Source organism: Veillonella sp. Ser01, from assembly GCF_053850375.1.
This window is the reverse complement of the sequence record NZ_JBSPUA010000002.1, coordinates 38,038-64,113: the sequence shown is the minus strand read 5'-3', so window position 1 is coordinate 64,113 and position 26,076 is coordinate 38,038. Positions and strand designations below refer to the sequence as shown.

Annotated in this window: 21 protein-coding genes and 1 pseudogene; all 22 read left to right on the top strand. The window is 35.1% G+C overall.

The annotated features are described in order from the left end of the window. Positions 1–149: 149 nt before the first annotated feature. The 22 genes and pseudogenes from ACWTVK_RS04040 (at position 150) to ACWTVK_RS03935 (ending at position 25,765) form a co-directional block, all read left to right on the top strand. Positions 150–2,129 carry an LTA synthase family protein gene (locus ACWTVK_RS04040; RefSeq protein ID WP_456046020.1) on the top strand — a complete coding sequence of 660 codons (1,980 nt, stop codon included), beginning with the start codon at positions 150–152 and terminating at the stop codon, positions 2,127–2,129. A gap of 95 nt (positions 2,130–2,224) precedes the next feature. Then, a complete protein-coding gene (locus tag ACWTVK_RS04035; protein WP_308522942.1) occupies positions 2,225–2,980 on the top strand; it encodes a glycosyltransferase family 2 protein in 756 nt (251 codons plus the stop codon). Positions 2,981–3,046: 66 nt separating this feature from the next. Then, positions 3,047–5,068 (top strand): LTA synthase family protein, encoded by a 2,022-nt coding sequence (locus ACWTVK_RS04030; RefSeq protein ID WP_456046019.1) that lies wholly within the window; start codon positions 3,047–3,049, stop codon positions 5,066–5,068. Positions 5,069–5,162: 94 nt separating this feature from the next. Further along, positions 5,163–6,248 (top strand): glycosyltransferase family 4 protein, encoded by a 1,086-nt coding sequence (locus tag ACWTVK_RS04025; protein WP_456046018.1) that lies wholly within the window; start codon positions 5,163–5,165, stop codon positions 6,246–6,248. Positions 6,249–6,288: 40 nt separating this feature from the next. Continuing rightward, the gene (locus ACWTVK_RS04020) at positions 6,289–7,233 is read left to right on the top strand and encodes a VirK/YbjX family protein (RefSeq protein ID WP_456046017.1); all 945 of its coding nucleotides are present in this window, start codon (positions 6,289–6,291) and stop codon (positions 7,231–7,233) included. 83 nt (positions 7,234–7,316) lie between these two features. After that, positions 7,317–8,528 (top strand): O-antigen ligase family protein, encoded by a 1,212-nt coding sequence (locus ACWTVK_RS04015; RefSeq protein WP_456046016.1) that lies wholly within the window; start codon positions 7,317–7,319, stop codon positions 8,526–8,528. Between the two features lie 231 nt (positions 8,529–8,759). After that, positions 8,760–10,196, top strand: coding sequence for an undecaprenyl-phosphate galactose phosphotransferase WbaP (gene wbaP / locus ACWTVK_RS04010; RefSeq protein WP_456046015.1), 1,437 nt, complete (start codon positions 8,760–8,762; stop codon positions 10,194–10,196). 32 nt (positions 10,197–10,228) lie between these two features. Further along, positions 10,229–11,176, top strand: a complete 948-nt coding sequence (locus ACWTVK_RS04005; protein ID WP_456046014.1) for an acyltransferase family protein — start codon at positions 10,229–10,231, stop codon at positions 11,174–11,176. A gap of 10 nt (positions 11,177–11,186) precedes the next feature. Continuing rightward, positions 11,187–12,290 carry a UDP-galactopyranose mutase gene (gene glf, locus ACWTVK_RS04000; protein WP_456046013.1) on the top strand — a complete coding sequence of 368 codons (1,104 nt, stop codon included), beginning with the start codon at positions 11,187–11,189 and terminating at the stop codon, positions 12,288–12,290. 61 nt (positions 12,291–12,351) lie between these two features. Continuing rightward, positions 12,352–13,110 (top strand): DUF4422 domain-containing protein, encoded by a 759-nt coding sequence (locus ACWTVK_RS03995; protein WP_456046012.1) that lies wholly within the window; start codon positions 12,352–12,354, stop codon positions 13,108–13,110. Between the two features lie 32 nt (positions 13,111–13,142). Then, the gene (locus ACWTVK_RS03990) at positions 13,143–13,997 is read left to right on the top strand and encodes a LicD family protein (RefSeq protein ID WP_456046291.1); all 855 of its coding nucleotides are present in this window, start codon (positions 13,143–13,145) and stop codon (positions 13,995–13,997) included. A 14-nt stretch (positions 13,998–14,011) separates the two neighbouring features. After that, positions 14,012–15,088: a pyridoxal-phosphate-dependent aminotransferase family protein gene (locus tag ACWTVK_RS03985; protein WP_105086270.1), complete on the top strand. Its 1,077-nt coding sequence runs from the start codon at positions 14,012–14,014 to the stop codon at positions 15,086–15,088. Position 15,089: 1 nt separating this feature from the next. After that, positions 15,090–16,424: an adenylyltransferase/cytidyltransferase family protein gene (locus ACWTVK_RS03980; protein ID WP_456046011.1), complete on the top strand. Its 1,335-nt coding sequence runs from the start codon at positions 15,090–15,092 to the stop codon at positions 16,422–16,424. An 11-nt stretch (positions 16,425–16,435) separates the two neighbouring features. Next, a complete protein-coding gene (locus ACWTVK_RS03975; RefSeq protein WP_456046010.1) occupies positions 16,436–17,257 on the top strand; it encodes a LicD family protein in 822 nt (273 codons plus the stop codon). A 4-nt stretch (positions 17,258–17,261) separates the two neighbouring features. Then, positions 17,262–18,215: a glycosyltransferase family 2 protein gene (locus tag ACWTVK_RS03970; RefSeq protein ID WP_456046009.1), complete on the top strand. Its 954-nt coding sequence runs from the start codon at positions 17,262–17,264 to the stop codon at positions 18,213–18,215. A 160-nt stretch (positions 18,216–18,375) separates the two neighbouring features. Continuing rightward, complete coding sequence (locus tag ACWTVK_RS03965) at positions 18,376–19,617, top strand: flippase (RefSeq protein ID WP_456046008.1); 1,242 nt, start codon at positions 18,376–18,378, stop codon at positions 19,615–19,617. 409 nt (positions 19,618–20,026) lie between these two features. Next, positions 20,027–21,202: a hypothetical protein gene (locus ACWTVK_RS03960; RefSeq protein ID WP_456046007.1), complete on the top strand. Its 1,176-nt coding sequence runs from the start codon at positions 20,027–20,029 to the stop codon at positions 21,200–21,202. Between the two features lie 209 nt (positions 21,203–21,411). Next, positions 21,412–21,822 carry a hypothetical protein gene (locus ACWTVK_RS03955; protein ID WP_303938711.1) on the top strand — a complete coding sequence of 137 codons (411 nt, stop codon included), beginning with the start codon at positions 21,412–21,414 and terminating at the stop codon, positions 21,820–21,822. Between the two features lie 216 nt (positions 21,823–22,038). Then, a pseudogene (locus ACWTVK_RS03950) lies at positions 22,039–23,151 on the top strand (IS1249 family transposase). Between the two features lie 202 nt (positions 23,152–23,353). After that, on the top strand, positions 23,354–24,562 hold the full coding sequence (locus ACWTVK_RS03945) for a hypothetical protein (RefSeq protein ID WP_456046006.1): 1,209 nt from the start codon (positions 23,354–23,356) through the stop codon (positions 24,560–24,562). 345 nt (positions 24,563–24,907) lie between these two features. Beyond that, a complete protein-coding gene (locus ACWTVK_RS03940; protein ID WP_456046005.1) occupies positions 24,908–25,372 on the top strand; it encodes a hypothetical protein in 465 nt (154 codons plus the stop codon). 66 nt (positions 25,373–25,438) lie between these two features. Next, complete coding sequence (locus ACWTVK_RS03935) at positions 25,439–25,765, top strand: Tat pathway signal protein (RefSeq protein WP_323727823.1); 327 nt, start codon at positions 25,439–25,441, stop codon at positions 25,763–25,765. Positions 25,766–26,076 lie beyond the last annotated feature (311 nt).

The following is a 26,076-nucleotide window of genomic DNA, read 5'->3' as shown; positions in this document are numbered from 1 at the left end:
GAAATCGGCAAGTGCTGGGACTATCGACCGCGGATGCGGTAAATGCAAACGATGTAAGGGGCCTAAATGTAAGAAATATCCAAGATAGTTGATAGTTATGTAGTGTTAGGTTAATAGTTAGAGTTATAAGATACAACAGTTAGGGGTTAATGATGAACCGATGGCAACGATTATTTGAAGGCATACGAACAGAGATTAAGGTGTTTATCTTTTTCTCTGCTTTATTGACTGCATTTAGAATCGTGTTTCTTGCAGTATTTCAATCACAACTAGCATCTGTGACGATGGAGAATATCCTTACGTCCTTATGGCTAGGCTTTAGATTGAGTCTCAAGACCGTCGGTTCTTTGTGTTTACTAGGCTTTTTAGGAGGCACATTGGTACATACCTTTGTACCTAAATGGCCATCCTTGCGCATTAAACAGGTTGTGTATTCTATTGCCACTGTATTGTTAACATTTTTATTTTTGGGACGCATTCCGTTCTATAAGATTTTTAATTCTTCTTATAATGCGATGCTCATCAATGGTAAAAATGATGATATCAGCGCCATTGTAAATACGGCGATTAATGAATATAACGCCCTCATGTACATCGTTGGAGCCGTTGTGTTGAGCGCAGCCCTTTGTTATTTCCTCGTTAAATTCTTGGCGTGGGGTACAAAGAAATATAGTGATTACGTTGATACTCAATTAGTTTGTCCTACTTGGTATCCAAAGACTAAGAAAACACAATGGATTACAGGCATTGGATTGACTGTAGTTATTGGTATATTAGGTCTATTCTTTAGATTTGGTGGTGCTTTTAACTATACAAATTCTATCAACTGGGAAAGTGCGGCACGCCTCAGTTCTAATCTATTAAATGAAACTATTCTCGACGATGTGCAGGCTCTTTATCGTGTTAAAAGTATTGCAAAACGCGCGGAGGAGTTAGAGGTTATCAACTTAACCCCTCAAGAATTGAGTGAAAAAATCAGTGCCATTGGTGGTACATTTAATGGTAAGGATTTTGATGGTTCTTTCACAAGAACTATTACGACAGAGCGTTTAGCGGAGCAACCACAGTCCATCAATATCGTTCTCGGTGAATCCTATGGTTTGTGGCCATTCCTCGCTGAATACAATGAACCTGGTGCGTACCTCGTTGAACAAGGTCGTAAATACGCTGCCAGTCCTCAAGCGATGAGCACGCAGCTCGCTCTTGCCCAAGGTACAGGCACGATGCCTGCTATCAATGGTTTACTAACAGGTATGCCTGACACAGGTCTATATCCTAATTACGAAGGTGAAAGTTTCAAACAACCGTATGGCTTAGGCATTGGTTCTGTTATGAAAAAGCTAGGCTATAAAACTGTATTCTGGTACGGCGGATTTAGTACATGGCAAAATGTGAAGAACTTCGTCTTGTCTCAAGGTTTTGATGAATTCCATGATGCGTCTGAAATGCCAAGCGAAGAAGGCAATGCATGGGGTGTAGCGGATAAGGATATGTTTAAAGCCATTTCCGCGTACATGGATCAACATAGAGGGGAAAAAATCCTCAATGTCATCATGACAACCTCTAATCATCCTCCATATAGCGTCAATGTCGCTAAAGAAGGCTATGATGTGAATAAGGTAAAAGGCCATTTGCCTGATACAATTGCAGAAACTGAAAAGCAATTGAACGAAATGGGTCATATTTGGTACGCAGACCACGTGATGGGCGAATATATCGCTAGGGAAGAAAAAGCAGATCCGTCTGCGCTCTTTGTCATCACTGGTGACCATAGCGAACGATTTACCTTTGCTCGTGAAGTAAGTCCTAATGTGGCGTCTACGATTCCGATTATCTTCTACGGTCGCGGCATTCATAAAGATTGGCTCGCTCCAAACGCTTTTGGCATGAGCATTCAAATCATTCCAACCTTGGCAGAACTTGTAGGTCGTCCTGGTCAAACCTATGAAGCGATGGTGCCAAGCTTGTTTACACAAGAGGAATTTGTCTTTAACCATAGACTATATCTAGATAACAGTGGAAAACTTATGGAACAAGGCACAAATATGCCTCAAGCCTATGGTGATGTGATTAAGAACATGCGCGAACTAGCGGCATGGCGTATCAAGCACGGAGATAGTATTAAATAATTTTTGTATACGATACATATGGTAGATATCATATTTGTATCTACCATATTACCTACATAGTAAATTAACGGGATTTGTAAGTTAAAGGATGATCTATGAGCACTGTGACGGCTATTATCTTAGCTCGCAACGAAGAAAAACATATTGTAGATTGTATTAAAAGTATTCAATTTGCTGATGAAATATTAGTTATTGATGATGGAAGTACAGATCAAACAGTACCTCTTGCTACTAACTTGGGGGCTAAAGTTATACCACATCCTCTGAATGGAGATTGGTCACAACAACGAAGATTTGGTATATCTCAAGCACATTCTGAATGGATTCTATTTATAGATTCGGATGAGCGTGTATCTCCTCAATTAGCAAAATCAATCCAAGAATCTATAAAAGGAGAGCCAAAGGCCTATTGGTTACGAAGATATAATCTATTCCATCACAATCAGGCAACCCATGGTGTGGTGAGACCTGATAAGGTGTTACGATTGATGCCTCGAGAGGGTGCAACTGTAGAAGGTGCTGTTCATGAAGCTTTTATCAGTCCCTATCCACAAGCTACATTAGAAGGCAAATTGTACCATTACACTTATGATAACTGGCATCAGTTCTTTGAAAAGTTCAATAAATACACTACAGCAGCGGCCAACAAGTACAAGGAACAAGGGAAATCTTGTAGTTTTTTAGGGGATATTATATTGCGTCCAACATGGGCATTTTTTAAGATATATATTTTGCAAGGTGGCATATTAGATGGAAAAATAGGTTTTCTATTATCTATTTACCATATGATGTACACCATGACGAAATATGTAAAATTATATTATTTAAACAAATCTAATGGGCAATTATAATCAGTAATTTAGTATAGTAGATTGCTATGGGGAATTATTGTTCTTGAAGTAGATATGGAAGTATGAATGAGTGAACAATTTTTTCTATCCCTACAACAAAATATAAAACTAATGCTTTGGGCTCCTATATTGAGCACCATCTTTCGAATCATATTCATGATTGTATATAATCCTTACCCTACATGGAAGGGACGCTGGAAATCTGTATTAGGTTCATTGCGTTATGGCTTTTGGTGGGGCATGGATTTTGATGCTTATGTATTCTTACTACCCTTAGTATTGGTGACGCTTCCTGCATTATTATTTGATGGATATCACCAAATAGAAGATACTGTACGGTTAGTGGGATTAACTATTTATTCCTGCATACTTTACGTAGCTTTTGCAGGAAAAATGATTTTTTATAAGCATTTCCATGATACGTATAACTATATGGTTCATTATGGAAATCATGCAGAGAAACGTAATTTGATTGATGTATTCTTTAATCAAGATCGAGGAATTCTCGTCATTTTAGGATTGATTCCTATTACGTTTATATCCTGGTACATGGGGGATTTCTTCTTATCCTTGCCATCTATACCCTATCCAACTATTGAAGGAACTTGGTCTACTGTAGCTTGGAATATAGGTCTTGTGGCTGCTTCCGTTTTGGGGTTTTATTGGTTCCGCTATGGTGGAACTTTATCTCATGATGATAAACCAGAATGGGATACGATTCCTACAGTGGTAAAAGAGGATATATTCTTTGCTCGTGCTACAGTGCCAGATTTATGTGCCTTAGAAACGGTGCTAAAACATCCACTTCGTGATGAATATACCGCATCTGCTGAGGACATTGATGACGCGATTCACCGTATTGTTCCTAAGGAATATAAAGATTCTTGGCAGGATTTGAATACACCGCTTCATGCATTCAAACGCGTTGCATCAGGTCCTCGTATTGATAAACCACAACATATATTCTTTGTTGTTGGTGAAAGTATTCCACAATGGTCTCTCGATGAACCTTATAAGGATCTCAATATATGTCCTGGTTTATGGGATTTTAAAGATAATCCACATACGGCGCAAGTACCTAATTTCTTGCCTGCCGGTAATGTATCTCGTCCATCCATTGTGAGTCTGTTATCTGGTGTCTATGATGCGGGCATGGAAATCAATGAACGGGAATCCTTCTGGCATGAACCATTGCCGACTTCTTTGGTATCTCAAATGAAGCGATTAGGTTATGATACGATTTACTGGTATGGTGGTAATGCATCGTATGGTAACTTTAATCACTTTGGTAAGGCTCAAGGATTTGACCGTGTAGAAAGTGCTTCTGTTTTTTGTGGCCCTGATGCCCCTAAGACTTGGGTAGGCGTTTATGACCATGTATTTTTAGAACATATTGAAAAGGAAATCAAATCTTTAGAACATCCTACATTCCATTTTATTTATACTACATCCAATCATGGTCCTTATAAAATGGAGGATTCCTTATTAGATTATGATCCTGAACAGGTTATGCCAAACCTTGGAGATGATTTAAAATCCAACAAGAAACGCAATAAGGAATTGGCTACCTATCGCTATAGTGATAAGGCGATTTTTAACTTTGTTAATGCTATGAAAGAGGCATTTCCTGATAGTTTATTCGTTGTCACCGGTGACCACTCTAATCTATTTGGCTCTTTGAATAATACATCCTTAATTCAACGAGACTATACCTTGCGCGATACATTCTGTACGGTAGGGCTGTTACAACACCCTGCTTTCACCAAGGATATGATTACGGCGCCAATTGGCACGCATATGAGCCTCATGCCTACCATTATTGAAGCCATTGCGCCAAAGGGTTTCGAATATTATTCCATCGTACCGTCCTTGTTTGATGAACAGCCAGATACATTAGTTACACCATATCAATGGATTACGCCTCATATGATGGGCGATGTTCGTATGGATTATGGTGAAAGCAACATACCGTCCTATAAACCGGTTGAGCCAATTCGCCCTATTAATAATCATGAGGACGATGCGCGAGATTGGACAATGTTGACTATGTGGCTCATTAATCACGAAGACAGCATGAATAAGTCATAGTATAATTAAATGATAATAGTCTATTGATGTATATGTAATCAGTATTTCGTATACATCAATAGATGCTACTATATGTGTATGATAGGAGGAACCTATGTCTATAATCAATGTTGTAGGCGCCAAAATTTGGGGTGGCGGTGAACAATATGTATATGATATTTGTAAGCAATTACAACAACGACATAGGACTGCGTATATCTTAGTGGACCAATCGAATGAAGATATGCAATCTCGGTATGCCCAAGTGGGCCATGTGATGACTGCCAATCTCTATACCTTGAAGGGTTTTTTATCTGTTAATGCCGTGGCTAAACAGATGAAAGAACAGGGGATTAATACGATTGTATGCCACTCTGGTAAATATATCTTATTCTGTATTGCTCTTAAGCAGTTAACAGGTGCTAAATTGGTGTTTATAAAGCATAATCTTGTACCTGGTAAAACAGATATATATCATAGATGGATCAATGCACAAGTAGATGCCTTCGTTTGTGTGTCTAAACTTGTTTATGACGATCTTATGACGCCTGCTATTAAGGATACTAGCAAATACCATGTTGTATATAATGGTATTGATCCGAACCGATTCCAGTCCTTTTCGGATGCTGTTCCCATGAAATATAAGGTTAGAACCTTTGGATATAGTGCGCGTATAACAGAACGGAAAGGTTTGTATCTGATTTTAAGTGCTCTGGAACAGATTCATCAAAACAATCCCGATGTTCGATTGATTATATCGGGGGCTGGTACAGAGGATCAAATTAAGAAATTAAAAGATTATATACATGCACATCAAATGCATTCTTACGTTGAATTTATAGGCTTTACACGAGATATTGAAGGTTTATATAGATCCATAGATTGCTTACTATTGCCAACGATAACGCGTGAAGCATTTGGTCTCGTTATTTGTGAGGCTATGTATTGCGGTGTACCAGTCATTACAAGTGGCTCTGGGGCTCAACGAGAAATCATAGACGATGGTGAATCTGGATTTATTGTAGATCCGCTGAATGAACACAGCTTACAACAAGCTATGGAACATGTGATGAGTGATGCTGTAAACTTGCCAAATATCATCACAAAGGCACGACAAGTTGTGGAACAGCGATTCATTGTTGATCGTGTGGCAGATGAATTAGTTACGATTATAGATAATTTACACTCCACTGATAAGTAATGATAAGGTTTGGTAGTTTTTTAGTGGATAGGAGTTTGAGATGGGATATTTAGAAACACAATGGCAGCGAGGTCGTAAGATTTACGGCAAACGTAGTTGGAGGGAAACACGACGCACTTTCCTTCATACAATGCGCTCTATCCGCAATAAACGAGAAATAGAGGCACTAGAGAACTATTTTGCAAGCTATACGCCAGATCCAACATTATTAGACCGTCAAGTTGGTCTATTTGAGTTAATGACAAGATATTTCTTGTTTAAAAGCTCAACACCACAGGAACGATTAGAGTCTATTATTAATCATTTTGATTATTTGAAAGATGTATTTACAGATGAAGCCATTCGCGAAATGTACTCTGTAGATCCAGATAATATTTATGACGATGTAAGCCGTATGAATCGTGGCTTTATCGTATGGGAATCAGAAGACCTTGATATGGTGGCCCGTTTATATTATGGACCGGGTCAACGAAAAGAAGGGTTTTTAACCTTGTTGTTAACCTTGGGTAAACAAGGCGTATACCATGCTAACTTCCGCTTTGGTAAAGGTTTTAATGGAGAGCCTGCTATGTGGATTGGCACGATTCAAGGATATAAAGATGGCCTTGATAATGCTAAAACAGTTACTAAAAAGATGTTTGGGTATCGACCAAAAAACTTTATTATGTTCCTATTACGCCATATTGCGGTCCTTTGTAAGGTCGAATCCATTTATGCCGTATCTGATGAAGGCTTCTATGCAAATACTCATTTAGTTCGCGGTCATCGCGCTAAGGTAGCTGAGCTAGATCCATTGTGGGAGGAATCTGGTGGTGTTGTATGTAGTGATGACCGTTTCTTCAACATTCCATTAGAGGAATATCGTAAACCTATTGAAGAAATTAAATCACAAAAACGTAGCCAATACAGAAAACGCTATGAATTACTCGATCAATATGAGCAAGAGATTCAAGATCATCTGAAACCATTGTTACGTGTAAAATAGATATTTAGAAAATAGATATTTATAAAATAGATGTTAATATGATGAAAATTAGATTGTAACTATGTAGGTGAAAAGGGGTTAGTATGCAATCTTGGATAATTAAGAATTCTGAAATGGTGCTGACCGTACTCATTTCACTGATGATATGTACGACGCGGTCATCTATGGCACTAGGGAATTTAATATATAGCCTTATTATATTGATGACCTTAGTAACTTGTTGGTATAGACGACATGAAATCTCTGTACCACAGTCCATACGCCAATATGGATGGGCCTATGTAGGCATGTTACTATGCGTATTGCCGTCCGCATTAATCAGCAATGATATAGCGGTGACTACTAAATATTTCTTTAATATTTGGGTTTGGAAGGTATTAGTCATCGTACCAATTCTGTTATTTATTAAAAGTTCTCGCAAATTATATGCCATATTATCAGTATTCTTTGTATATATGGGTATTGATGCTTTATCTGCCTTCGCACAGTATCTATTGGGCTATAATTTAGGTCCAGGAGGTCGTGCAGGTGGTGTTATTCATGGCTCTATGATGGGGCTAGCCATGTTGTTAACATTGGCCTTTCCATTGGCTTTAATTGCTGCTTATGATAAAGCATTTCCTTCATATGTGAGAAAATCAGCTGTATTCTCTTTATTTGGTATGTTATTGGGGATGTGGGGCAATCAAAGCCGTGGTTCTTGGTTATTTAATGGTATTAACGGTATACTCATAACATTGCGCTATTGCTTCGTTAATATTCGCTATATATTGGTACTACTTGTAGCTGTTGTAGGTATAGGATATGCATTTAGTAGTAATCAAGGCTATGTAGATCGTTTTGAAAGTACTTTTAATATAAGCACAGATGGTTCAAATTTGGGCCGTATCTATGTATGGGAATCCGATAAGCAAATGATTATGGATCATCCTGTAACAGGTGTTGGTCCTGGGTTATGGCAAAAAACATATCGAGAGCATTATAAACTGAAACAAGAAACTCAAAATCTAGGCCATTCTCATAATAATCTATTGCAAATAGCCTCTGAATCTGGCATATTAGGGCTCATTGGATTCTTAGGATTTTCATTCTTTATATTCTGTAAATCTTTGATACATTATGTTAAATCAAGAAACCCTTATGATTTATCAATAATGGTAGGCTTTATTAGCTATTTGTTCTTGTTTGGATCTATAGATTATACATGGGGAAATTCATCGGGGATCCGCATGTTTTGGATTGTTATGGGCATCATGATTCAATTGAAAATAAATGAGAACAACAAAGTCGTTTAGGAAATATTTACGCATTATTTAATTGATTTTTATGTCTGATTTAAATAGACTGAGAATCTCCAAAAAACTACATAAAAGATAGCTAAAATCTATGGTTTTTCATAGTTTTAAACTTTTGAATATGATACAATATAAGTAAATATTGGTACATTGTATTCGTATGTTTTAGAGGTTGTTTTCTTGAAAATTGTATTGAGAAAACAACCTTTTTTTATAGTTTGGGGTATTAGTATGAATAGTTCTGGATATAATAATCACAACAAGTTGCTCGTTAGCAAAATCATAGTGCTTATAGCAGATTATGTTTCTATTGTTTTAGGAACATTAGCAGCTTACTATCTACGGTTAAATTTGCCAATTTTACCGGTCAGCCCACATTTCAAGGTAGATGAAATCTATGTATATGGCATTATACCTTTAGTATTTTTGTCTATATTACTTCTTAATAATACATATTCTGTGGTATCTCCTTATTGGGATACTATGAAAAATCTTTTCCGTAGCATCACTATTGGCGTAGTTGTATCTATTGTGCTCATGTACACAGGACATGTAATTAATGATGTATCTCGTCTATTTGTAGCCTTTGCTTATGTATTTATGTTGCTCTTTATCTTTAGTTCCCGTTTTATTGTAGGTAAGATTCTTTCTAAGGCAGGATACTTAACGATACCAGTTTTATTAGTTGGTGCAGGTAAAACAGCAGAGCTCGTAAAGAAATCCTTAGATCGCATGCCAATTGCTACGTATAAGATTATTGGTTATGTAGATGATAATCCTAAATCCTCTACTATTGCTAAAGAATATCCATGTTTAGGTGCTTTTTCTGATGTAGAAAGAGTTATTAAAGATACAGGTGTACAAACAGTTCTTATTTGTGCACCAGGGTTAGAACCTAAAAAGTTAGTATCTTTGATTAATCGATTGCAATTATTGGTAAAACGAGTAGCCTTTGTGCCTGAATTATTTGGTTTGCCCACAAGTAATATTACGGCTCGGGGCATGATGGAAGAGCAAGCCGTTGTATTGCGCGTACAAAATAACTTGGCTCGCAAGTCTAACCGCATTATGAAGCGCATCTTTGATATTGTAGCTACCGTATGTGGGGGCATCTTGATTTTACCTATTCTAGCCATTGTAGCGCTATTGATTTATCTAGATTCTCCAGGGCCAATCGTATTTGGTCATAAGCGCGTTGGTCAAGGTGGTAAAGAGTTCCCATGCTATAAATTCCGCTCCATGGTGCCGAATGCACAAGAGGCATTAGAGGTATATTTGAAAGAAAATCCTGCAGCCCGTGAGGAATGGGAACGAGATTTCAAATTGAAGGATGATCCTCGTGTTACAAGAATCGGCAAATTCCTTCGCAAAACAAGTCTTGATGAATTACCACAATTGTGGAATGTTCTCGTTGGTGATATGAGCCTCGTAGGTCCTCGTCCTATCGTGCGTGATGAAATCGTAAAATATGGCGACTATATCAACGACTTTTACCTTGTACCACCAGGAATTACCGGTGTATGGCAAGTTAGCGGTCGTAGCGATACGACCTATGAAGAGCGTGTATTAATGGACTCTTGGTATGTTCATAACTGGTCCGTGTGGATTGATATTGTATATCTTTTGAAAACGGTGTTGGCTGTCGTTAAATCGAAAGGGGCTTATTAGTCGGTATTATGAGGGATAGTAGTTTTGATATTATGAAGGGAATTGCAATTTTGCTTGTTGTTTTAGGGCATTCTGTTCCAGACCAAGCAAGTGCTAGTGGCATTGCTAGTTATCCTTTATATTTGATGCGGACTATAATTTATAGCTTCCATATGCCTGTATTTTTCTTTGTAGCCGGCTATTTTATGCATATACCTTTGAAAGAGGGCTTCCAGAAATTCGTAAAAGATAAAAGTATACGGTTAATGGTTCCTTATTTCACTATTGGTTTATTATATTTTCCTTTCAAATTAGCTTTATCAAAATTTGCAAATCAGCAACTTAATCCGCAAGATATATGGAAAATATTAATAGGTATTAATCCGGATGGGGAACTATGGTTCTTATATTGTTTGTTCTTCATTTCAATCTTGATTGCCGTATTGGTTAAGCGTGTAAATTTAGGTTTACTAATTGGATCTTTCCTTATTGGAATGCTATCTGATGTATTAAATATCTTTTCTATAGCTATGGTATCGGAGATATTGTACTTCCAATTCTTCTTTATCTTGGGATTATATATAAAGAAATATGCGCTACTGGATTATATGAAATCTGCAGGAATAGCTTTTATATCTATGGTGATTTTTGGTGTAGGTAATTATGCATTACTACATGATATTAATGTGTTTAAAATACTTACTCTTATAACAGCAGTTTCGGGCATTACTATTACATACTATATAGCTAACCAAATCTCATCTAGAATCGGATTATATAAAACACTACTAATCTTTTTAGGCACTGTCTCAATGGATGTTTATATCTTTAGTGATATCGTTAAGATTCCATTCAGAATTGTACTTTGGTCTAAATTAGGATTGTATTATGAAGCTTTTATTGTGTGCTTCTTAGCATCTACAATTCTATCTATCTTGATAGGTTATATGTTAAGAAAAAATCATTATTCACGATTGCTATGTCTTGGAATGAAAAAATAAGGATATACATATGAAAAAACAATTTGATTATTTAGTAGTTGGGGCAGGCCCATTTGGTGCTGTATTTGCCCATGAGGCGCATAAGCGTGGTAAATCTGTACTTGTTATCGATCGTCGCAATCATATAGCAGGTAATTTGTACTGTGAAAGCAAAGACGATATTAACATTCACGTCTATGGTGCGCATATTTTCCATACATCCTTAAAGCATGTGTGGGATTATGTGAATCAATTTGCTGAGTTCAATCACTATGTAAATAGCCCTGTAGCAAACTATAAAGGTGAAATGTATAATTTGCCCTTTAATATGAATACCTTTTCCAAAATGTGGAATATTCGAACTCCTAAAGAGGCACAGGACATTATTACTAAGCAACGATCTGCTATTACAAGTGAACCTAAGAACCTAGAAGAGCAAGCTATTAGCCTTGTAGGTACAGATATTTACGAAAAGCTCATCAAAGGCTATACGGAAAAACAATGGGGCCGTAAATGTACAGAATTGCCAGCTTTCATTATTAAACGTTTACCTGTGCGTTATACATACGATAACAATTACTTTAATGACCGTTTCCAAGGCATTCCTATGGGCGGTTATACGAAGATGATTGAACGCATGTTAGAAGGTATTGAAGTCCGCCTAGGTGTAGACTTCCTCAAACATCGCGATGAATATGAAGCCTTGGCAGATACAATTATCTATACAGGTCCTATTGATGAGTATTTTGATTACTCTGAAGGTGTATTGGAATATCGTGGTCTTCATTTTGAAACTGAACGTCTTGAAGAGGAAAACCATCAAGGTGTTGCCGTTGTGAACTATACGGAAGGGGAAATTCCGTATACTCGTATCATTGAGCATAAGCATTTTGAATTTGGCACACAACCTGTTACATATGTAACAAAAGAATATCCAAAAGACTGGAAAATTGGCGAAGAGGCCTATTATCCAGTGAATGATGTAAAGAATTTAGATCTTTACGCAACATATGTTAAAAAGGCTGAAACGATTTCTAATGTTATCTTTGGTGGTCGTTTAGGGGAATATAAATATTACGATATGGATAAGGTTATTGCTAGCGCTTTGGCATTAGTAGAAAAGGAGTTAGCCTAACCAAGTTTTCATATGGTAAGTAGATAGACTTGAGAGACAACACTCATGTAGGAGAGTACTAGTGAATATTAAGATTTTAGTAGCTACACATAAGCAATATTGGATGCCAGAGGACTCCGTGTACATGCCAATCCATGTAGGTCGAGAAGGCAAAGCTGATATTGGTTATACCGGCGATCATACAGGAGATAATATCTCCTCAAAAAATGCAAATTATTGTGAATTAACAGGCCTTTATTGGGCTTGGAAAAACCTTGATGCGGACTATATCGGTCTCGTTCATTACAGACGATACTTTACGCGCAAAGAGGTGCGTTCCGTAGAGGACAAAAAGAATCAAATTCTTACAGGTCAAGAATGGGAAAAACTACTTTCAGAGTATCCTGTTGTGGTAGCAGATAAGCGTAAATATTATATTGAATCTAACCGTTCTCACTATAATCATGCCCATCATAGCGACGGCCTTGATGCGGCAGAGCAAATCATCGCTGAAAAATATCCTGAATATAGCGCTGCTTTCACAAAGATTTGCAATCGCACATGGGCGCACATGTTCAACATGTTTGTCATGCGTCGTGACCTATTTGATCAATACTGCGAGTGGATGTTCTCTATCTTGGAGGAAATCGAACATCGCGTCGATATTTCCAATTACGATACATACGAAGCTCGTATTTATGGTTTTGTAAGCGAAATCTTGCTCGACGTATGGATTGAAGCAAATAACATCGACTATAAAGAACAAAATGTATCCTTTATGGAGCCTCAAAATTGGTTGAAAAAGGGTGGCTTATTCTTAAAAAGAAAATTCTTTAAATAATAGACCTATTTGTATTATGGAGAAATTTTTTGATGCGAGAAATTGGTTTTTCGGAAATTAAGCGTGTCGCTTTAGATATTTTAAAAGATGTGGCACATTTTTGTGATACACATGATATTCGATATGTATTATCCTATGGAACGATGTTGGGGGCTGTTAGACATAAAGGCTTTATTCCATGGGATGATGATATTGATATTATGATGCCACGGGATGATTATAATCGCTTTATTAAGCTATATAATGACCATAATCCAAGATATCAAGTATATTCTATTGAAAACGATGATAGTTACACCTATACAATGGCAAAGGTATTCGATCAAGAAACAGTTATGATTGATAATACATTATGGCGTAATTTTGATAAAGCAGGTGTATTTATAGATATTTTCCCTATGGATGGGTTACCAGATGATACACAGGCACAACAAAAACTTTTTAGACACCAACAACTTTTAAACTTGTTGTTCCATGGGTCGTCTATGAAATTTACATTTAGTAATCGCTACGTAGACTCTAAAGGTAGCTTTGCTAAGCTAAAAGGTTATATTCGCACATTCTTGAAATTTGGTGCTATTAGCTTGATGCATTTTTTACCAACTACAAGTTTAATTAAAAAGATTAACCAAGATGCACAACAGTATCCATTTTCAGATGCGAAATATATAAGTATTCTCGTTGATTGTGCAAGTGGTAATAAACGAGAGGTCTACGAAAAGGCTTTGTTTGATAACAGAAGTTTATATCCTTTTGAGGATACTGAGTTTTGGGGACTCACAGATAGCGATTTCTATTTAAGTCATTTATACAATAATTATATGGAAGCACCACCTGAAGATCGTCAGGTACCTCATCATAACTATAGAGTATATTGGAAACAATAAGAGGGGATTATATTATGAAACTATTTACAGTAGGACCAACACAAATGAGAAAGGAAATTCTTGATGTAAGACATCAACAAGTTCCTTATTTTAGAACAGCAGAATTTTCTGAAGTTATGTTAGACTCAGATAAACTGCTCAAAAAGTTTATGAATGCACCAGAAAGCTATAAATCCATCTACTTAACAGCTTCTGGTACAGGCGCATTAGAAGCTACTATTATGAATTGTATGAATGAAACTGACCATGTACTAGTTATTAATGGTGGTACTTTTGGTCAACGTTTTGTTGATTTATGTGAACTCCATGAGATTTCTCATACTGTGATTAAACTAGAAGATGGCGAGGCGTTGACTGCTAAACATTTTGATGCAGTAGAAGAACAATCATTTACATTTGTTATTGCTAATATTGATGAAACTTCTACAGCACAGCTATATGATATTAATTTATTAAGTAGCTTTGCTAAAAAGAAACAAGCGTACTTAGTGATTGATGCAATTAGTTCGTTTTTAATTGATCATTATGATATGGCTGGTAATAATATTGATGTTACTATTTTGAGTTCCCAAAAAGGACTTTGTATTGCACCAGGTATATCTCCTATTGTAATTAGTGACAGATTATATGAGGAACGTGTAAAAAATAATCACATTAAGAATCTCTATTTTGATTTCAACCAATATATAAAGAACTTTACAAGAGGTCAAACACCATTCACACCTGCTGTTGGAGTATGCTTAGAAATGAATAAAGCATTACATTTAATTGAAGAAGAAGGTTTTGAAAACTATTTATCTCGTATTGATAGTGTGGCAAAAGATTTCAGAAATAGAATTAAAGAACTACCAGTATCTCTTCCTACTTTTACTATCAGTAATGCGGTTACACCTATCCGTTTTGAACAACCAATTGCTAAAGATGTATTTACAATTTTGAAGGACAAATATGATATTTTTGTAAATCCTACGGGTGGGGTCAATGAAGACTTTGTACTACGCGTTGCTCATATTGGTGATACAACGATTGAGGATAATAAAATGCTCGTAGAAACAATGAAATCAGTCATTAAAGAGATTACAGGTAAATAATATGGTAAAAGTGATAACATATGGAACATATGATTTGTTTCATGAGGGACATTATAATCTATTAAAGAATGCAAAAGCATTAGGTGATTATCTTATTGTTGGGGTTACATCCGACTATTTTGATAAATCTAGAGGCAAATTTAATGTTCGTGATTCTTTAATGACGCGCATAGATAATGTGCGTGCTACAGGTTTTGCAGATGAAATCGTAGTAGAAGAATATTTTGGCCAAAAAATAGATGATATCAAACGTTTTAATGTAGATATATTTACTGTTGGATCTGATTGGGAAGGCTATTTTGATTATTTAAATGAGTATTGTAAGGTAGTTTACTTACCAAGAACACAAGGTATTTCTAGTACTCAAATCAGAAATTCCGAGAATGTTAGATTAGGTATTATTGGTAATGAAGTTATTTTGGACAGATTTTTAGATGAGTCTAAATTTGTTAGTGGTATTGATATTATAGGTGGGTACACAGAGGCAGATGAGACTGATACTATCTATAAATCATATCAGTTTAATGATTTAGAGCAATTTTGTTCATCTGAAAAGTTACTAGATGAGGTAGATGCGGTATATATTAACATGCCTTTATCTAAACGTGGTGCGTATATTGAAAAAGCACTACAAGCTAGAAAACATGTATTAACAGAATTTCCATTTAGTAGTGACCTTGATGAAACATTACGCTTGATAGAGTTGGCGAAATCTTCCAACTTAGTATTAATGGAAGGCTTAAAAACAGCGTATAGCCCTGCTTTTAATAAGTTAATTGCCATGGCTCGTAGTGGAAAAATTGGTAAAATCTTTAATGTAGAGGCTAATTTTACACAAGTTTTGGGTGATGATTTGGCTAATCAAGTTAGAATAGCGGGTGGTAGTATTTTATCTTTAGCATCCTATCCGTTATTGGCTATCTTTAAACTCTTAGGCTTTAATTATAACCGCGTTGATTTTATAAGTCATAAGGTTGATGATGTCGATATTTTATCGAAAATTAATTTCCTTTATGATGATGCGATGGCTTCTGCTACAGTGGCTATCAATGCTAAAGCTGAGGGTGATTTAGTCATATCTGGTTCTAAAGGATATATCTATGTACCTGCACCTTGGTGGAAAACAGAATTCTTTGAAATGCGTTTTGAAGATGTAAACTTGAATCAAAAGTACTTCTATAAATTTGAAGGTGAAGGTTTACGATACGAAATTGTTGAGTTTTTGAAATGTATTAGAGAAGACTCTGAAAGCTTCTTGATGAGTCATCAAGATATAGTTGAAGAGGTACGCGTTCTCAATAAGTTTGTATCTGATACAGATGTTACTGTTATTTAGTATGGGATTTGATGAGTATGCAACAATTATCTTTACGAGAAGTTCAGCTAGAAGAGTTGAATCTTCTCAAGGATTTTGACCAATTTTGCAAAAAATATAATTTAAAATATAGTTTATGTTATGGCACATTGATAGGTGCAGCTCGACATAAAGGGTTTATACCTTGGGATGATGATATTGATGTTTGCATGCCAAGACCTGATTATGAACGGTTATTAACGTTAAAAGAGCACTACGATCACGATGGATTAGAGTTAATTGCTAATCCTATCAATCATAGTTTAGATGCGACTTATGCGGCTATAATCAATAAAAATATCCCTTGTGAAAATACATATTCTAATACATTGCGTAGTAAGTATTTGTGGATAGATATTTTCCCTGTTGATGGGTTTAGTGAAGATATGTCTATCATGAAAGAAATTTATGATAAATCGATTTTTTATCAAAAAATACTTACATTAGCTAGTGCTAAGCTATTTAAGGGTAAATCTCTTATCCATGCTTTAGGAAAATTAGTGATTGTTCCATTATGCCGTTTATTTGGTAAACAACGTTGTATCGATATTATGGATCGATTGGCTAAATCCTATGATTATATCAACTCAGAGCATGTTGGTGTAATTGCATGGGGTGAAGGTGTAAAGGAACGATTACCTAAACAAGATTTTGAAAAGATGACTACCATTGAATTTGAAGACCAATCATTCTCTGTTATGTCTTGTTGGAGAGAATACCTGGACAATATGTATGATGATTATATGCAGATGCCTCCTGAGGATCAACGCTGTGGACATAATATTGTTGCTTATAAGATAGATCGAAAGGATTGAGTATATGGAGCCATTAATTTCTATTATTGTTCCTATTTATAATGTTGAACAGTATGTTGATAAATGTATTCAATCAATACTTAATCAAACCTATCAAAATTTAGAAATTATTTTAGTCGATGATGGGGCAACCGATTGTAGCGGTTCTATTGCAGATTCTTATGCGGCGAAAGATAAACGAATTAAGGTTTTTCACAAAGAAAATGGTGGGCTTTCCGATGCTCGTAATTATGGTTTAGATCATGTTACGGGAGACTATATTTTATTCGTTGATAGTGATGATTTTATAGAAAATACAATGTGTGAAAGATTGTTTACTGTAGCGAATAGTAGCAATGCTGATATGGTTTCTTGTAATTATTATATCTATAGAGGCGATGATGATATAAGTATACATACTATGTCTGTTCAAGATGATAAACGAACTTTTACAGGCATGGATATGTTGAGATATTATCTATTAAAAACTGAACCATTCGATCTCAATGTAGTATGGAATAAACTTTTTAAATCTGAGTTATTCAATGGGACAGTACTAGTTCGTTTTCCAAAGGGGAGAGTTCAAGAGGATAATTTTACTATTTTCAGGCTATTTTTAAATGCTAATACTATAGTAACAGTAAATGAACCCCTTTATTATTATGTACAACGCGCTGGTAGTATAATGGCTAATTTCAGTAGACGTTTTATGACGGATACAGTAGAGTCCCATATATATATGAGTGATTATATTATGAATCACTGTAGTAGTGTAAAGAATGAGTTGCAACTGTATCTTTTAAATTCCTATGTGGAATTGTCTCGTAGAGTTTGTGCAAATAAATGTAAGAAAGAGTACAAAGATTTACTAACTCAATATAAACACTATGTATTAGCTCATACAGTTGATACTAGCCATAACCCATTGTGGAAATGCAAACAATATATAAAGAGGGTATTGGTTAAATTGTATTATTAAATATGAATTATATATATTTGTAAGGTTGTATATTATATATGATTAAAACCCATAGAGATTATCTTGATATTTTTAGATTGATAATACTATGGGGTTTTCTCTAATTATGAAAGCATGATTAGTAAGGTTTGATAGATATTAATGTTAGAGGATGGGTAATGTGAGGAAGAGTTACTCCGTATTAATAGAGAATATATTTTCTCTGCTGACTCTGCGTGCTTTAGAATATGTACTCGCATTTATCTTGGTACCATATTTGATTCGCGTATTAGGACCATTGCATTTCGGGATGATTGCCTTTATGCAAGGTATTATGGAATATTTCCGAATTTTTGTTGATTTTGGGTACTCCTTAACGGCACCAAAGGCAATAGCACAGGCTGAAGAACAGAAGATAGGATCTCTATTTTCCAAATATTTTTATGGAAAAGTATGTATATTAATATTTGTTACCATAGTATTTTTTGCTATTTATAATTTGCAACGTATATTACTAGGAAATATGATTGATATAGTATTATTTCAGGTTATGTACTGTGGAATTATAGGCAATGTTTTATTTCCTGTATGGTTTTTCCAGGGCATACAGAAAATGCGGTATATTACCATCTTAAATATGAGTGGTCGTATCTGTACAATGCTTGGTATATTTTTACTCGTAAAATCTCCAGATGATTATATACTTGCGGCATTTTTACAAGCTTGTACTCCATTAATTGCAGGTATTTTTTCAATAGTTTGGTTAAGAAAACACTATACAGGATTATTCAAATTGCCACCTATGGATGAGATTATTAATTCTTATAAAGAAGGCTGGTCTATATTCGTATCTTCGTTGGCAGTTAACTTGTATACTGCAACTAATGTAGTAGTATTAGGTATGCTTACGAATAATGTTATTGTTGGTTATTATAGTGCTGCTGATAAATTAATTACCTGTGTTCGCAGAGGTATATATGCTGTAAGTGATGCAATATATCCATTTATAAGTAAGATGATGAGAGATGATATTCCCAAGGGATTACAATTTATTAGAAAACAATTATTCTTGTATTTGCTTATAGGCCTCGTTGGTTGTACATCTCTATTTTTCTTTTCAGATACTATAGTTAAGCTACTGTTCGGAGCAGATTATGAGTTAACAGTTGATGTATTACGAATCTTGTCATTTGTTCCATTAGCTGTTGCTATTAGTACTGTATTTGGTGAAGAAACGATGTTACCCCTTAATATGAATAGTGCTTATAGTCGAACTCTAGTATTAGCAGCATTCTTTAGTTTGTTATCTATATTCCCATTGTGTTATATATGGGGTGCAGAAGGCGTAGCAATGACAATGCTACTAACAGAATTTCTAATTATGATTATTATGGGAGGCTTATTATGGAAGCGACTCTTGTAAGATGTATTAACTAGTTTGTGAGGTTTGTCTTAATATGATTAATACAGTATATTATAAAATTCAAGAGCTATTGCTTTGTGCAATGATAATTGCATTACCATTGATGCGGATACCAGATCGGTATACTTTGTTCTCAATGGGTAATAATCTATCGATGATATTTCTTTTCTTTTCCATTTTGTTATTTATTGTATATAGTATATGGAAAAAGAAGACAGAGGTTCCATTTAAATCATATTTTGCTATATCTATCGTTTGGATTGTTTTTTGTACTATATTAGGGGTATTCTCTTTTCCTTTTTATGATACTGTTATCTATACGTATCTAATTAATACATCTGTTGTCCAAAAACTATATGCCCTATTCCCTTCATTCGTAGGTAATGAATTTATTCTACAAGTAAAGTTGATGGTATCTTTAGTTTGGTATTTATTTAGAAACTTTATATTCCCACTAATTGGGTTATTCTTAATTGTTTTTAATCTATATAAGGATGATTGTAAAAAAGGTCTCGATACAATTGTTAATGCTGCAAGAATATTAACAATTCTATGTATAGCTTACTCTATTATAGAGGTTTCTTGGCTATGGAGTGGTTCAGATTATTTAGCTTCTATACTAGTAATGATCAATAATAGCTTATATGACCCTGTAGTACAAAGTGGTTGGTGGCCTCCAGAATTATGGCCAGGTCAACTTAGAAGCCTTGCATTAGAACCATCTTATTTTAGTATGATTGCCGTATTTTTAGCTCCATTATTAGGTATTCATTATGTGAATGCTAAAAATAAACTTGATATTGTATTAGCATTTTTCTTGGTTTTCATGATTTTCTTAACTAAAGCTCGCACAGGTGTTGTTGTTTATCTATTTGAACTGGTTGCATTTATCGTATTAAGTCTAATCTTTAGATACAAATCTTGGTGGAAGCTGTGTCTATTTACAATTGGTCTCAGTGTTCTTAGCTATTCTTTCGCTATTATTGGTGATTCAGTAGTAAGTCCTATGATTAAGACAAGTATTTCTCAAACGACTGCTGTCAAAGAAGCACCTAAGTCTATATCTGTAGAAAAAGCTTTAGATAAATATATTGATAGCAATGTTAAGTCGGTTAGCAATACTAGTTCTAGATCTAATTCAGCTAGATTTGGCAATACAGTTGCGATGTTTAACGTTGGACTAGATCATTTAGCATTTGGCGTTGGTAGAGGTTTGCACTCAAGCTATATGGTTGATAAATTCCCTGATTTTGCTAAAGATAGTGGCGAAGTTAAACGTTGGACAGAAGATGTGTTACAAAAGGGCTTCCTAGCATTTGAATATCCAGTACTTAATGAATTCGCAGCTATATTGGCATGGTTTGGGTTAATAGGAGAAATCTTATTTATTACTCCAATTTTATATATTTTATATAGAACATATAAGATTAAGAAGTATATTAATAACCCTACATTAGTCTACCTATTAGTAGCATTCTTTGGGCAAATTGCATGCTTTATGAGTAATGAATTTTTATTGGCATATCCAATTCTTGTAGGGATTTTGATCTGTTATATTAAATTTTATGAGCATAGTGATGCATAAATAGTATGGGGAGTTAATGTATTAGAAAGTACAAAATATATATTGTAATTAATATTTAAACTAAATCGAATAAATTTGATATTCTATTTATGGCTTTTCTATCTCATAATTGGTTATAATCTATACAGTAATATTATGGAATGAATATATTGGGAGTTTTCATTTCTGGGAATAAATTAGTTAATATATAGGTTTGGGAGAATTTAGCTATGAGAAAATATGTACTTTCAGTTGATAAGAATAAGCCAATAGAGCTTGAAATCACAAATATTTTAGATGATGACAAAACCATAGTGCGTGGTCGTCTTAATACATATCATTTGGATTATGATGTAGAGACATCTTCTGTGTTATTAAGCTTTACTTTGGAAGACGATCGAGAGTCTATATATAGTATTAGATTACAAGAAGATGACTCTTTATTAAAATGTTTAGATTGTACTCCACAGGAGGTATTCTTTAACATTGTTAATTTCCTAGGTGAAGTAATACATAAGGCTAAATCTGTTGGATATACATTAGTTATGAAGTTAGACTATCAAGCTTCTAGATTATTTGTAAAGGATTTAACAAAAATCGGTGAGGAATATCGCGTATTTAATGGAGAATTAGTATATTAGGATAATTTTTAATAAAGTATATAGTGGAATTAAAAGAAGGTATCAACTGTAATTGATACCTTCTTTTATATAGAAATAATTAACTTATTAGTTGAAGTATAGTATATGGGCTTATAGGACAAAAAGTGTGGGTGAAAACATCAATTAGCCCTTGTAATTACTGACTAAAATGAGGTTATATCTTCCTATATATAAACAAATATGGAGGAAGAGTTTATGCGACAAATAAAATGTCCTGATTGTAATGAAAAATGTATTAAACATGGTGTTTTAAAATCTGGTTCTCAGCGTTGGTTTTGCAAACATTGTAAGGTGGCATTTACCGTTAAAATTAATAATTTAAGTAAAGAGTTAAACCTATTCTTGAATTGGTTATTCAGTACCGATATTCAAGCTGATATGCCTGGTAAAGGTCGTACATTTAGGCGTAAAACTGCTAAATTTTGGTCCATATGGCCATTGCCACCAAAAGTGGAAGAAGTACATGATGTGGTATATCTTGATGGAATTTACTTATCTAGGAATTTATGTGTGTTGATTTGTTGCAATAATACTCATGTTCTAGGATGGTATGTTTGCCGTTATGAGCATGCTAGAGCTTGGCAGTGCTTAATGGAACGGATTGTTGAACCTAAAGTGGTTGTATCTGATGGTGCTAATGGTTTACCTAAAGCATTACGAAAAGTTTGGCCTCATAGTAGCCACCAAAGATGCCTATTTCATATTTTTTGTCAGGTTAGACGATATACGACAAGTAGACCTAAAACGTTAGCTGGGAAGGACCTTTATAGTCTTGCCAAAGCTTTATTTAATGTGAAAACAATGGATCAAGCCTTTATATGGATTAATGCGCTTTCAGCGTGGCGTATAACATATTCTGATTTTTTACGAGAAATGACGATTGATGAATTCGGAAACAAACACTCTACACATGAGCGTTTGCTTAAAGCTGAATCATCATTATGGCGCCTGATTAGACAACAAACTTTATTTACATTTTTGGAATGCATTGATATTACAGTACCTACAACAAATAATCGTATTGAAGGTGGAGTAAATGCTCAACTAAGAAGTATGTTACGGGCTCATAGGGGCCTTTCACTTGAAAGAAGACAAAAAGCGGTCTATTGGTGGTGCTATATGCACTCACCAAGACCGCTTTCTATTTCAGATATATTAAATTGTATGCCTACAGATGAATCGATTGCTGCTATCTAAAAACGGTTATCTGATTATTGCCAAATAGATCGTTCAATCCCTCAATGTGGTGATGCTCCTGTTTGGAATGAGCTACATATGTCTACAGATTTTCCAACTTATTGGGATTAGTCACACACACTTTTTGTCCTATAACCCCAAAAGAATGAGGCATCGACTATAATCGGTGTCTCATTTTTATCGTCTAGTTGCCAACCCATTTTCAGATGAGATATTAATAGGTCGAGGTATTACCTATAGAATTAATATATTCCCTCGTGCTATATTACATATGAGTAGTATTTTTACGTTCATATGTATAAGGAGATACTCTATGTTTAACTTTTATAGTGAGTTATTATTACGTTTACAGAAACAATTTGTATCCGAACATGAATCTGATTTCAAATCTATTGAGGATTTGTTAGAAGCATTTATGACTCAATATAATCGTGGTGATTTTAATAATACGATAGAAATGAAATTACGTGATTTATATGAGGCTGCAGAAGAGGCTGATACGAATGAGAAATCAAGGAAGTTATACAATGAAATCCTTGTATTATGTCCTGATGAAGTAGATGCTAAACGAGAACTCATAGCCCTTGAGTTACATCCAAGCTTTCAAATTTATCAGTTGAAACAGCTAGTAGAATCGTTGAAAAAACCAAAGAAAATAGATTGGAATATAATAGAGACGCGTCCTTATATGCGTTGCCTCATCGACATGGGGATGATATATTTAGAATATAATATGTATAATGATGCGATTGCCTGCTTTACGCCAGTTTTTCACGGAGACAAGCAAGATCATTCGGGATTTCTTGTGTATATGATGGTTGCTTGTTGTGGCGCTGCCAACTGGGATCGCGGCCGCAAGGTATATCAGCGATATCTTGCATGTTGCGATGATATACAAAATGCATTTAATCAGGCTCCAGATATCATGTTGCCTATGCATATGCTGTATATTCTATTGGCTTTGCAGTGTGGTGAAAGCAAGATAGCCCATGATGTATTAGCAGATCTTGTTGATGAATATGAAGATATTGATTGGTTATTACAAGATGCAACGCGCTGGAACGATTTTGTAGAAGATCATTTAGAGGCTATTATGTATATGGTAGACCAAGTGAGCAACATAAATTCTGACCCACGAGAATTAATAAGCTTATATACTGCTATCTCATTTTTACCAACTCAATTAGTGGATTTTGAAAGTCCACTATGGCAGACTCTATATGATGCGTATGAACGTGTTACCGGTCGAACTGTTATAAATCGGTACTCTAATGATAGTTATATGGGAAAACGCGAGTCCGCTCATATGAGCCCCGTAGAGGTTGCTAAAGGTGGGGCTTTGCGTGGAAATCCGGTATATGACAATATACGGTTAGGTGCACAAATTACACTTTCACAAGCCGGCCTATACACAGTAGATGATTTTAAAACAATTACTAAACAAGAAGTATTGATGCTACCGGGCATTGGTAAAAAAACAGTGGAACAACTAGAGCATAATGGTGTTATATTTAAAGCCTAAGATGTGACTTGAATTTAATAGCAATCCTAGGATAACGAAGGGCTATTTGTCTTTTTCATAATTAATATAATCCCTTTGATGAGTATCTTGGTACTGATCAAGGGGATTTTAAATTACTACAGGGTTGTACTAATTTTTGTCCTATAACCCTAAACTTCCAAACTACTATCGTGTAGACCTTACATATCAATTCTAATTTACAAACTAAAAGGACAGTTGATGAGAATCAACTGTCTTTTTATATGCCCAGATTCTGTTAGTAGGGCAGATATGGTTTTATAGTCTTGCTATGCTCGGTGTGGCTATGGGTTTGGATCTCATATAACACAAAAAACGGGTATTATCTTGAGTACTGTTGGCATCTTAGGCGCCTTCGGAGGGGATATTCTCGTAGATGTGCTGGCTATGACAGACCCGACCTATATGAAACAGATTTTCTATTTTACCCAAAATGACTATGGCTTCTTCCAACTACTGTTAGGCATTGGCTTGTTTATTATTTTCTTGAAAGCAAAAATCACCTATCGTCCTTGGATTAACACGGTAGCATCGACCACCTTTGGGATTTATTTATTGCACGATAATAAGCTGTTCCTTCATCATATGTGGGACAATATAGTCAGTACCTATCAGTATTACGATTCTGCCTTATTACCATTATATGCAATTCTTGTAGTGGCACTCATTTTCATAGTTGGCATGGTGGTAGACTATATGCGATTAGCATTCATAGAAAAACCTATTATGAAACGCATTACGTCGTACATTGAAAGTAGTCAATCATGGGTGGCGCAGAAGGTGCCATTTTAATGTGAATTTCACCGTTTTTTTGGTATAATAAACAAGTATTCCAACGATAAAACGGAGGTAATTCTAATGCGTAAATTCTTATATATGTTAGCGGCTTTGCTCGTATTGATTGGTATTAATACACATGATGTAGAAGCTCGTACAGATGTGTATGCTACCACTTATAACGGTAATAGCTGGTATGTAGACCAAGACTCTGTAAAGAGAGTAGGGGATGTACTTAATTTTACAGTATATACGACATCTGGTCTTAGTTATAAGGTAACATCTAGCGATAGTAACTATTACAATGCAGATGTATTCTACTATAACAACAAACTCGTTTCAGACAATGGTCAATCCGTCTGGAAATCCCCAGGCATGATGGCCGCCATGCGTGTGGCACGTAAATAAAGATAAAAAGATAAGAGGCAGTGACTCAGTCTCTGCCTCTTGGTTTATAATACAACATATTAGTATTGTTTATCTGTATTTGACGATATATAACATAAATTCTATAATATAAGAAGATAGCCAAGCGAGTAGATCCGTCGGGCTCATCTCAAGACTATAAATAATTGATGAAATGGCCTTTCAGTTATCCAGTTACTGGTAACGAAGGGCTATTTGTCTTTTACGTTAGCAGTAACTATAGTTACTGCTTTTTATATTGTTATATACAATATGTGGTAAATTTTCCTCGTATTTACAAAAACGCAAATATT